The sequence below is a fragment of the Arthrobacter sp. Soil762 genome, from assembly GCF_001428335.1.
GTDB lineage: Bacteria > Actinomycetota > Actinomycetes > Actinomycetales > Micrococcaceae > Arthrobacter.
Genome location: NZ_LMSG01000020.1, coordinates 66,156 through 76,610 on the forward strand (window position 1 = coordinate 66,156; position 10,455 = coordinate 76,610).

A 10,455-nucleotide genomic window follows, 5' to 3' on the forward strand; every position below is an offset into this window, starting at 1 on the left:
ACGAGGTCCGGGGGCTGTTGTCTCTGCTGACCGGTAAACCGGTTGACGAATCCGTGACGGACTTCCCGCCCGTCTACTCCGACTTCGGGAAAAACTTCTCCCTCGGCGACAGGATCTTCATCAATTCCGGGTGCAAGTTTCAAGATCACGGCGGTGTAGCCATCGGGGACGACTGCCTGATCGGGCACAACGTGGTGATAGCCACGCTCAACCACGACATCATGCCGAGCCGTCGCGCGGACATGCACCCGCCCCTGTGGTCATTGGCCGCAATGTTTGGATCGGGGCGAACGCCACAATTCTGCCGGGCGTGACGATCGGTGATGATGCCGTGGTGGCGGCTGCGTACGTGGTCACGAAGGACGTACTGGAAAGTGCAATTGTCGTGGGGTCGCCTGCACGGGTAGTGCGCTCCGTAACAGACTGAACCCGCCGGGGTTCCAAGGCAGCACACCAAAACATCAAGCGCTTGACGTGGACAACGTTAAGCGCTTGACGCGCGGCCCGGGCGGATGCCATGATCACTCTGAATGCTTTCGGCCACTGCCTCGGCAGGCCCCAATGACGTGGAGATTTAACGTGGAATCCAAACCGATGAAACCCGCCCCCAAGAAGATCATTCTTGACTGCGACCCCGGGCACGACGATGCCGTGGCCATCCTGCTCGCGCACGGCAACCCGGACATTGAACTGCTGGCCGTCACCACCGTGGTGGGCAACCAGACGCTCGAAAAGGTCACCAAGAACGCGCTCGCCGTCGGGACAATCGCCGGCATCACCGGGGTGCCGTTTGCCGCCGGCTGCGGCCGGCCCCTGGTCCGCACCATCGAAACCGCGCCGTCCATCCACGGCGAGACGGGCATGGACGGCCCCGCGCAGCCCGAGTCCACCATCGAACTGGACCCGCGCCACGCCGTCGACCTCATCATTGACACTGTGATGGCCCACGAACCGGGCACGGTCACTTTGGTCCCCACCGGCGGCCTCACCAATATCGCGCTGGCAGCCCGCAAGGAACCGCGCATTGTGGAACGCGTCAAGGAAGTTGTCCTCATGGGCGGCGGCTACCACGTGGGCAACTGGAGCGCCGTGGCCGAATTCAACATCATCATCGACCCCGAGGCCGCCCACATCGTGTTCAACGAGAAATGGCCGGTCGTGATGGTGGGCCTGGACCTCACCCACCAGGCCCTGGCCACCCCGGACGTCGTGGCGAAGATCGCGGCCATCGGCACCAAACCGGCGCAGTTCGTGATGGAACTGATGGAGTTCTTCACCCAGACCTACAAGGATGCCCAGGGCTTCGACTACCCGCCCGTGCACGACCCCTGCGCCGTGGCCTACGTGATCGACCCCGGCATCGTCACCACCCGGAAAGTGCCCGTGGACATCGAACTCCAGGGCACGCTGACCCTCGGCATGACCGTGGCCGACTTCCGCGCACCGGCGCCGGATGACTGCACCACATCCGTGGCCGTGGACCTGGACCACGCGCGCTTCTGGGACCTCGTCACGGATGCTCTGGTGCGCATCGGCGAACCTGCCGCCCTTGAAGCAGCCGCCCTTGCAGCAGCCACGGGAGGCAACTAAATGAGTGCCACCCTCACCGACAAGAAGACCAGCCGGGGCAACGTCACCGCCCTGATGGTGGCCCTGCTGGCCGCGTGCGTCGCCTTCCAGCTCAACGCCTCCATGCTCAGCCCCGCCCTGGTCACCATGGGCAAGGAACTGAACACCGATCAGGCCGTCATCGGCCTCTCCCAGACCTGGTTCTTCACCGCGGCCGCCCTGTTCTCCCTCTTCCTGCCGCGCCTGAGCGACATCATCGGCCGGAAGAAGATCCTGATCGGCATGATGCTGCTGATGGCCGTCGGTTCGGTCATCGCGGCCATGGCCCCCGACGTCACGTGGCTCTTTGTGGGCCGCATCATCCAGGGCGTCAGCGGCCCCACCGTGCCGTTGTGCCTGATCATGCTGCGCTCCGCCGTCAGCAACCCGCGTAAATACGGGACGCTTATGGGCCTCATCACCGCGGTCAACGGCGGCGTGGCCGGCGTCGACTCCTTTGTAGGCGGCTACTTTGCCGAGCACTTCGGGTTCCGCAGCATCTTCTGGCTCATGGTGGTCCTGGCCCTCGTCGCCACCGCCCTGATCGCCTTCCTCGCCGGCGAGAGCAAGCCGGCCGCCGGCACCTCCATGGACTGGCTGGGCGTGTTCTTCATCGTCGTCGCCGTGGGTGCGCTGCTCACCGCCCTCAACGAGGGCTCCAAGCTGGTGGGCGCCTTCGCGCCCGGCACCCTCCTGTTGGCCATCGGGCTGGTGGTGGTTGCCGCCGTCGCGTTTTACTGCTTCTGGACCGTGGAAAAGCGCGCCAAACAGCCCATGGTGGAAACCGTCCACCTGCGCCAGCGCTCCACCTGGGCACCGCTGCTGACCACCACGCTGACCATGACCGGCATCTTCGCCGTCATCAACGGGATCGTGCCGGCGTACGTGCAGGCCGCGGACCCGGGTTTCGGCATCGGCCCGACCGAAATGTCGCTCATCATCCTCACCCCGTACGCCCTGCTCGGCTGGCTGGTGGGTCCCCTCAGCGGCAGGCTCGCGCCCATCCTCGGCTACACCAAGGTCCTGCGCATCGGCATGCTGGGCAGCATCGCCGCCCTGGCCATCATCGCGTTCTTCGGCCTCAGCAGCCTGCCCATGATGATCGCCGGAACCGTCTTGCTGGGCATCATGTACGCCGGTACGGTCAACATCTTGCTGAACGGACTCGGAGTTCTCCTCTCACCCGCCGGAAACCCGGGGTTCCTTCCCGGCATGAACGCGGGCGCCTTCAACCTGGGCGCCGGACTGAGCTTCCTGGTGTTGCCGGCCGTGCTCGTGGCCACCTCGGCCCTCGGCGACGCCCAAGCGTCCTACCTCTCTGTGGTGGTGACCGGCCTGGTCATCACGGTGGCCGCGTTCGCCGCCTCGCTCCTCATCCCCAAGCCCGTCGAGGCTGAGGTGACCGAATGACCGCCGCAACGGCCGGCACCCAAGGCCGGATCGTCGTCGTCGGATCCCTGAACGCTGACCTGACCATCTATTGCGAGCGGCTACCGCTGCCCGGTGAGACGGTGCACGGCAACGGTTTCGCGGTGAACCCGGGCGGCAAGAGCGCCAACCAGGCCGTCGCCGCCAGCCTGCTGGGCGGGAACGTCAGCCTGGTGGGTGCGGTCGGTGTGGACGCCAATGGCGACATGCTCCTGTCCTCCGCTGCCGGCGCCGGGGTGGACATCTCCGGCGTGCGGACCTCAGCAACTGAGGCCACCGGCGTCGCCGTCATCGCCGTGGATTCCAGCGGCGAGAACAACATCATCATCTCGGCCGGCGCCAACGGCACCCTCTCGCCGGCGGACGTCGCCGCTGCGGCGGAAACGTTCGACGGCGCCGCGGTGGTCTGCCTCTGCCTGGAGGTCAGCCTTGACACGGTTGAGGCCGCGGCAAGGGCAGGGCACGACGCCGGCGCTACAGTTCTGCTGAATCTCTCGCCTTACGCGGAGATCCCGCAGCAGCTGGCTGACCTGACCGATGTCCTGCTGGTCAACGCCCATGAGGCGTCGCTGTTCCTCGGCTCCGCCGAAATTCCCGGCAGCGACGCGGATGTCAACGTTTGGGAAGCGGTCAGGCTGCACTTCGCCGAGCGGGGCCTGCAGCGCGTCCTGGTCACGCTGGGGGCCCACGGCTCAGTAGTGCTGGATTCGCTGGCTCCTGCCGGGCAGCAGCTGGTCCGGGTGGCACCCATCAAAGTCAAGGCCGTGGACACCACCGGCGCGGGCGACGCGTTCACGGGGGCCGTGGCAGCCCGCCTGGCAGCCGGCGCGCCGCTGGCTGACGCCGCCGCCTTCGCTTCGATTGCCGCCGCGCTGGCCACCACGCGCAAGGGAACCCAGGCGGCCTATCCGGAGGTGGCGGACGTGGAGCGCGTGCTCGCGTCCGGGGCCGTCGCGCTTTAGCGGACTGAGGTACGGAAACGCGGGAAACGCCGACGGCGACAGGTGACTGTCGCCGTCGGCGTTCCTTGTATTTGGGGTTGCGGAGTTGGGGTTGTGGAGCCGGGGTTACCGGCTGTGGCTACCGGCCGGCTTCTGCTGCCGGACCGCCGCCGGTGTGAACCGGGCTCCCGTGTCCGGGAAGCTGGGCACCTCAATCCGGGCATGCGTGTGAACCTCCTGGACCGTCCGGCGGGTGTGCTCGGCGATCTCCTCCAAGGTGGTGACCCACATGCCGTCCATTGATTTCACGCGGTCAATCAGCTTCTCCAGGGCCACGACCTTGGACGGCCGCCCCGAGATGAACGGGTGGTTGGTCAGGACAAAGCAGCTGCCCTGGGCATGGTGTGCCTCGGCCTCCAGCGTCCACATTTCCAGGACCTTGGCGGGGCTTTCGATGACGCCGCTGCCCGTGACTCCGGGGTAGAACGCGTACTGTTCCCAGTCATCCAGGGTCCAGTCCACCGGGATTTCCACTATGTCCCTGTCATCGCCCGGGGCGACGCTGAAGCGGTACGGTGCGTCGCCGTCGAGCAGGCTCGAATCGTAGAGGAAACCGCGGTCCGCCAGGAGCGCCGGGGAGTGCCAGTTCAGTTCCCACCACGGCGCGCGGTACCCCACCGGTTCCACGCCGACCTTGGCGAGGGCCTCCAGTCCGCGGTCGATGTACCGGGCCTCAGTCTCGGCGTCGATTCCCTGCATGGGTTCGTGCAGGTAGCCGTGGTGGGCCACCTCGTGCCCGCCGTCCACGATGCGCCGCACGGTGTCCGGGTAGCAGTCTGCCGTGAAGCCGGGAACGAAGAAGGTGGCCCGGATGTCCTGCCGCTGGAGGATCTGAAGCAGCCGCGGCACCGCCACCTTGGGCCCGTAGGACTGATGGGTCATCAGGGACATCCGGCGCGTGCTCTTCGGATCGTGGGCGATGGTGCAGGATTCGGCGTCGACGTCGAACGTGAACGAGGCTGCTGCCCGCTTGCCATTAGGCCAGGCGATGGGATGGGCGGAATCCGCGAATGCTTCAAAGGTCATGTCGTGTTTCCTTGAGGTTCAGTGTCCGGGGAAATTTCAGGTCCGGTGCGTTTCAGAGACCGGCCGGTGCGCTGGGCTGGGTGGCGAATTTCAGGTCGGCGGTGGCCTGCGCAACGGTGGCGGCCGGCAGCGCGGAGTCCAGGTGCCTGCGGTGGAACTTCGGGCCAAGGATGGCGTAGCTGCCGGCGCTTGCCAGGCCGCCTGCGAGCCAGGAGAGGTCCCAGCCGCCCAGAGCCACGGCAATGGGGCCCTGCATGGCCGGAACCAGACCGTACATAAACAGCCAGGTGGCGAAGATGCCCACCAGGAGGGAGACGACGCCGGCCCAGTTGACGTCGGGGAGGCGCTTGGTGCCCACTGCGTCGAAGAGCCTTTCCGGGTTGCCCGGCCAGCGCTTCTCGAGCCAAAAGTAGTGGACCAGCATGACTCCGCCCCACGCGGCAACCCAGGCGACCAGGCCGATGAGCCAAGCGTCGAGTACGGTGGCGAAGTCTTCCTGGAAGATGAAGAAGACGACGGCGGCGAGGGAGAATACGCCCACAAAGAGATTGAGTTTGCGGCGGCTGATGGTGATGTCCAACGACTGGGTTGCCACCGAGAACGTGTAGATGTTCAGGATATTGGTGGCGATGGGGCCGTGGAGCACCATGAGCAGCACCGGCAGTGCGAGGATGCCGAAGTTCTGGACGATGAGTTTTCCGGGGTCGATTTCCCCGCTGTTGGTAGCCAGGCTGGCGCCCAGGATTCCGAGCCACACCACGGGGATGAACTGGCCGAGGACTGATGCCAGGTACACCATGCGCTTGGGAACTTCGGTGCTCACGAACCGGGAGTAGTCGGCGGCGTAGGTGAACCAGGTGATGCCCCAGCCAATGCCGATGGCGGTCATCACGGCGCTCATGGCCGCGATGCGTTCCGAGCCTTCGAGGATCTGTCCGGCAGGGCCGGCATAGCCCCAGTCGATTTTCATGCCAAACCAAGCGACGGCGGACATCGCTGCCAGGATGATGATGGTGGGCGGCACAGTCCACTTTTCGAACGCGGCGATGGCCTTGTAGCCGAACCAGGCGATGGCCACCTGGGCGGCCATGATGGCGGTGGCCACGCCGATCTTCCAGGCGTAGTTGTGGGCGGTGGGATCAACCCAGCCGAGCGTGCCGAACAGGGCCATGACCAGGTCCAGGATGATCCACGTGTTGACCGCGCACCAGCCGATCACCAGGAGTGCCTGGATGGCTGCCGGCAGGTAGTTGCCCCGGCGGCCGAAGGCTGCGCGGGCCAGGACCATGCCGGTGGCGCCGGTCTTCTGGCCAAGCAGGACGAAGCAGCCGAACAACAGCATGCCGATCAGGTTCCCCAAAACCAGAACGGTGACCGTGTCCGCGAAGCCGAGGCCGAGATGGATGCCGAGGGCGCCCAGTACCCAGTTGATGGGGGCCAGGTTGGCGCCCGCCCAGATCCAGAACTGTCCGGAGACCTTGTGTGTCCGCTGGGATTCGGGGATGGGCTGGAGCCAAGCTTCGCAGTCCTCGGTCGGCGTCATTGCCGACCCTGGCTGCGTTGTGGAGAGGTTGTCTTGCATGGGGGAGCCTCCATGAGTAAAAGGGATAAGCCCAGATTATGTGGCCCAGGCCACATGCACCACATACAATGTGTCTTGAAGTTCACGAGAAAACGCGACGGAGTGTCATGCCCATACGCCTGCAGGATGTCCTGAAACATTCCACCCTCACGCCGGCGGACCCTGTGATCCGCGCAGCTGCGGCCATTGCGGCCCAGACGCAGCTGCGCTGGATCCACTCCAGTGAGGTCTTGGACATTGCCCCGTTACTTGGCGGCGGAGAACTGTTGCTCACCGGCGGCCAGGCCCTCGTCCTGGCCACGGATAAGCGGCGTATCGGCTACATCTGGGAGCTGGCGGAACGCGGCGTGGCCGCGCTGGCCATCGAGACGGGCACGGAGCTGCCGTCCATTCCGTCCTCGATGGTGGCAGCAGCTGAAGCCGCCGGGCTTCCCCTGATAGAGCTCCGCAAGGTGGTGCCCTTTGTCGGCGTTATGGAAGCGATCAACTCGCTGCTGGTGAGCGAGACAGCTGGCCACCTTCAGCAGGCTGACCGGGCGAGCCATGCCATGGCGGTGGAGCTGGCCCATGGCGGCAGTCTTGACCGGATCCTGGCTGTCCTGGCGGACGCTACCCGCTCGGAAGTTGTGCTGACGTCCGTCGCGGGCGCCCCGCTGGCAAGTGCGCAGCCGGTTGATCATGCGGAGGAGCCGGAACCCGCAGAAGCCAGCGATGCGCAGGATCGTACCCGGACCATCCAGGTTGACGTGTCCGTGCGTGGCATCCCTTCAGCCCGCCTTACGCTTCACGCCCTGAAGGGTGCCGACGTGAACCTGGCGAGGATTGCGGGGAACCGCTCGGTGGACATTCTGGCGTTGGCCCTGCTGCAGCGCATGCCCCCCGGCCTGAAGGAGATGGCGGGTGCGGCGCTGATCCGCGCCGTCGATTCAGGGACTCAAAACTGGCGGCTCCAGCAGCTCGCCCCGGCGGCCGGGATCCCGTTGGCCGCGCAGCTGGTGGCCGTGGTGGTTCGTTCCCCTGGCTCAAAGCAACCCCGGATGGCTGTGGAGCACCTGCTGGAGCGGGTGGGGCATCACAGCGCAAGCTATACCGACAACGCCGAACTGTTGGCGCTGGCCGTCCTCCGCCCCGGGAAGACGCAGGAAGACCGGGACGCAATTCTGGCCGGACTGCAGTCGCTGGCGTTGCCGGAGGGAACGGTCAGCGCCGTCGGTCCGGTGGCCACCGGAATCTCCGCCGCGCCATGGTCCCTGACGGAAGCCCGGCTGACGCTGGACCTTGCCGCCGGCGCCGGACCGCTCAGGGATGGTTCGCTCAGAGCCGGGCCGGGACAGTCCGGAGTGGTCCTCGACGCCGACGCTTTCGCGGTGGAGCGGCTCGCTTTCCATACGCTGAATGAAACCCAGCGCACGGACTATGTCAGCCAGCAGCTCGGAGCCCTCCTCGTCCACGATGCCCAACGAAATTCCGCGCTGGTTGAGACGCTGCGGGTCTGGCTGGATTCCGGCTGCAACACGGCGCAGGCTGCACGTGAGCTGCACCTGGAGCGGCAGTCGATGCATCAGCGGCTGCAGAGGATCTTCTCACTCTGCGGCGGTGATCCCCGCGGAACGGGCCGTTTGGCAGCGCTGCACCTGGCCACCCGGCTGGCAGCGCTGTAGCCCCGCCCCGGACGACCCTCTCTCACTTAATGTGGGTTTTTCGGCGATCCTCTCTCACTTAACGGGCGTTCCCGAGCAACCCTCTATCACTTACCCAGGGCCAGCGCCCGCCTGTGGATAACTTCTGCAGCATCACACCTTTTCGGGTCACAATGCCAGCATGCGAAAGCAAGATTTTCTGCCCCTGCCGTTAGCGGCTGCTCCGTTTACCTTCGGCTCAGCCCTGGCCTCCGGCGTCACCTTAAACCGGCTTCGCCGCAAGGATGTAGTTAACGTGGGCCGCGGTCTCTACCGCCCGGCGGACTGGGACTTTGATCTGGAAGGCGCCGCCAGGGCTCTATCTGCTGCTTCGCCCGGAGCCTGGATCTCACACGTCACCGCGGCCCGGCTTCGGTGCCAGCTGTTGCCTCCCTGGCTTGCCGACTCCACAGAGCTGCACCTAAGCAAACCGCGTTCGCTGCCATCGGTCCGCCGGAAGGGCGTGTTCGGCCACACCGTCCTGACGCTGGACGACGAGATCGAACTGATCGACGACATCCGCCTGAGCACACGGTCACGGACATGGCTGGATTTGGCGCGGACCCTGCCGCTCAGAGACCTGGTGAGCATGGGCGACGAACTGATCCGCATCCCGCGTGTGGACTTCGAGGGAAGGACGCAGCCTTACGACACGATGGAGGGGCTGCGGGTGCTGGCGGGCCGCCACTCAAATCTCCAAGGCATAGTCCGGGCCCGTGAAGCGCTGGATCTGATGCGTGTCGGTGCCGATTCCGCCCCCGAGTCGCTGCTTCGGTTGGCCATCACCGACGCCGGGCTGCCCCAGCCCGAACTCCAAGTGCCATTGCGCGCCGGAGACGTGCGATCGCCGTCGGCCGATCTCGCCTACCGTCACCGCCGGCTCGCCATCCAGTACGACGGCGGACATCACCTTGGTGACGCACAGATCCTCAGCGACAGGAGACGGGACAAGGCGTTCGAATCAGCTGGCTGGACGGTCCTGGTTTTCGATACGAACGATCTTGCCGACGAATTTCAACGGGCAGTCGTGAAGGTCAAAAAGGGGCTCCGCACGGGCCGGCTTGACCATCCGCAAGCGTCCGGTTTTGCCAGCGACTGAGCGTTAAACTCGTGACGCCCCCTCACCACAGTGAGAGAGCGTCACGCAAAAACCCACATTAAGTGAGAGAGGATCGCCTGAAAACCCGCATTAAGTGAGAGAGCGTCCGGGGGTAGGGGTAGGGGTGGGGGAGCGTTAGCGGAGCACTACCGTCCTGTTGCCCTGCAGGATCACGCGGCCTTCGCAGTGCCAGCGCACGGCGTTGCTGAGCGCCTTGCACTCGGTATCACGGCCGGCGGCAACCAGGTCCTCGGGCCCGTAGGTGTGGTCCACTTCCACCGTCTGCTGCGAGATGATCGGCCCCTCGTCCAGCTCGGCATTCACGTAATGCGCAGTTGCCCCCACGGTCTTCACGCCGCGCGCGTAGGCCTGGTGGTACGGCTTTGCGCCCTTGAAGCTGGGCAGGAACGAGTGGTGGATGTTGATCGCCCGCCCGTCCAACCGCCGGGTGAGGTCGTCGCTGAGCACCTGCATGTAGCGGGCCAGCACCACCAGCTCCACGTCGAACGTGTCCACCAGTTCCAGCAGCCGGGCCTCGGCCGCAGGCTTGGTGTCGGCTGTGACCGGCACATGGAAGAACGGGATGCCGTGCCATTCCACCAGCGCCTGGTGGTCCGTGTGGTTGGAGACCACGGCCGCGATCTCCACCGGAAGCTCGCCGGTTCTGGCACGGAACAGCAGGTCGTTGAGGCAGTGGCCGAACTTGGACACCATGATCAGCACACGGCGCTTGGCACCGAGCCGCTCCAGCCGCCAGCTCATCCCGAACCGTTCCGCCACGGGGCCAAAAGCGGCCCGCAACGTGTCCGCGGTGGAGGCATCGCCGTCGGACGCGAAGTGCACGCGCATAAAGAAGTGGCGCTCCGACCGTTCGCCGAACTGTTTGCTGTCCACGATGTCGCAGCCGTGCTCCAGCAGGAAGCCGGACACGGCGTGGACAATCCCGGGCTGCTCCGCGCAGTCCAAAGTCAGGACGTGTTCAACGGTGGTGACGGGCTGGGGGAGGGACGTTTCAGTCTGGATGGCAGTCAT

At 65.7% G+C, this 10,455-nt stretch carries 10 protein-coding genes; 7 read left to right on the plus strand and 3 right to left on the minus strand.

Annotated elements, in window-relative coordinates; translation table 11 throughout:
- Positions 1–17: 17 nt before the first annotated feature.
- The 5 genes from ASG77_RS23090 (at position 18) to ASG77_RS16510 (ending at position 3,998) form a co-directional block, all read left to right on the plus strand.
- A complete protein-coding gene (locus ASG77_RS23090; protein ID WP_442854254.1) occupies positions 18–314 on the plus strand; it encodes a hypothetical protein in 297 nt (98 codons plus the stop codon).
- Positions 257–427, plus strand: coding sequence for a DapH/DapD/GlmU-related protein (locus tag ASG77_RS23095; RefSeq protein WP_442854251.1), 171 nt, complete (start codon positions 257–259; stop codon positions 425–427). The genes ASG77_RS23090 and ASG77_RS23095 overlap by 58 nt, the downstream gene beginning before the upstream one ends.
- Positions 428–561: 134 nt before the next feature.
- Complete coding sequence (uriH, locus tag ASG77_RS16500; protein ID WP_056347507.1) at positions 562–1,590, plus strand: uridine-preferring nucleoside hydrolase UriH; 1,029 nt, start codon at positions 562–564, stop codon at positions 1,588–1,590.
- A complete protein-coding gene (gene uriT / locus ASG77_RS16505; protein ID WP_056347509.1) occupies positions 1,591–3,018 on the plus strand; it encodes a uridine transporter UriT in 1,428 nt (475 codons plus the stop codon).
- Positions 3,015–3,998 carry a ribokinase gene (locus ASG77_RS16510; protein ID WP_056347511.1) on the plus strand — a complete coding sequence of 328 codons (984 nt, stop codon included), beginning with the start codon at positions 3,015–3,017 and terminating at the stop codon, positions 3,996–3,998. The genes uriT and ASG77_RS16510 overlap by 4 nt, the downstream gene beginning before the upstream one ends.
- Before the next feature lie 105 nt (positions 3,999–4,103).
- On the opposite strand, the gene ASG77_RS16515 is transcribed toward ASG77_RS16510, so the two are convergent.
- Both ASG77_RS16515 and ASG77_RS16520 read right to left on the minus strand, forming a co-directional pair.
- Positions 4,104–5,063 carry a polysaccharide deacetylase family protein gene (locus ASG77_RS16515; RefSeq protein WP_056347514.1) on the minus strand — a complete coding sequence of 320 codons (960 nt, stop codon included), beginning with the start codon at positions 5,061–5,063 and terminating at the stop codon, positions 4,104–4,106.
- Positions 5,064–5,115: 52 nt separating this feature from the next.
- Complete coding sequence (locus tag ASG77_RS16520) at positions 5,116–6,645, minus strand: purine-cytosine permease family protein (RefSeq protein ID WP_056347516.1); 1,530 nt, start codon at positions 6,643–6,645, stop codon at positions 5,116–5,118.
- Between the two features lie 107 nt (positions 6,646–6,752).
- On the opposite strand from ASG77_RS16520, the gene ASG77_RS16525 reads away from it, so the two are divergent.
- Positions 6,753–8,306: a PucR family transcriptional regulator gene (locus ASG77_RS16525; protein ID WP_056347518.1), complete on the plus strand. Its 1,554-nt coding sequence runs from the start codon at positions 6,753–6,755 to the stop codon at positions 8,304–8,306.
- A 160-nt stretch (positions 8,307–8,466) separates the two neighbouring features.
- Positions 8,467–9,423 (plus strand): DUF559 domain-containing protein, encoded by a 957-nt coding sequence (locus ASG77_RS16530; protein WP_056347520.1) that lies wholly within the window; start codon positions 8,467–8,469, stop codon positions 9,421–9,423.
- A 135-nt stretch (positions 9,424–9,558) separates the two neighbouring features.
- Here the strand turns inward: ASG77_RS16530 and purU are convergent, their stop codons facing one another.
- On the minus strand, positions 9,559–10,455 hold the full coding sequence (gene purU, locus ASG77_RS16535; RefSeq protein ID WP_056347522.1) for a formyltetrahydrofolate deformylase: 897 nt from the start codon (positions 10,453–10,455) through the stop codon (positions 9,559–9,561).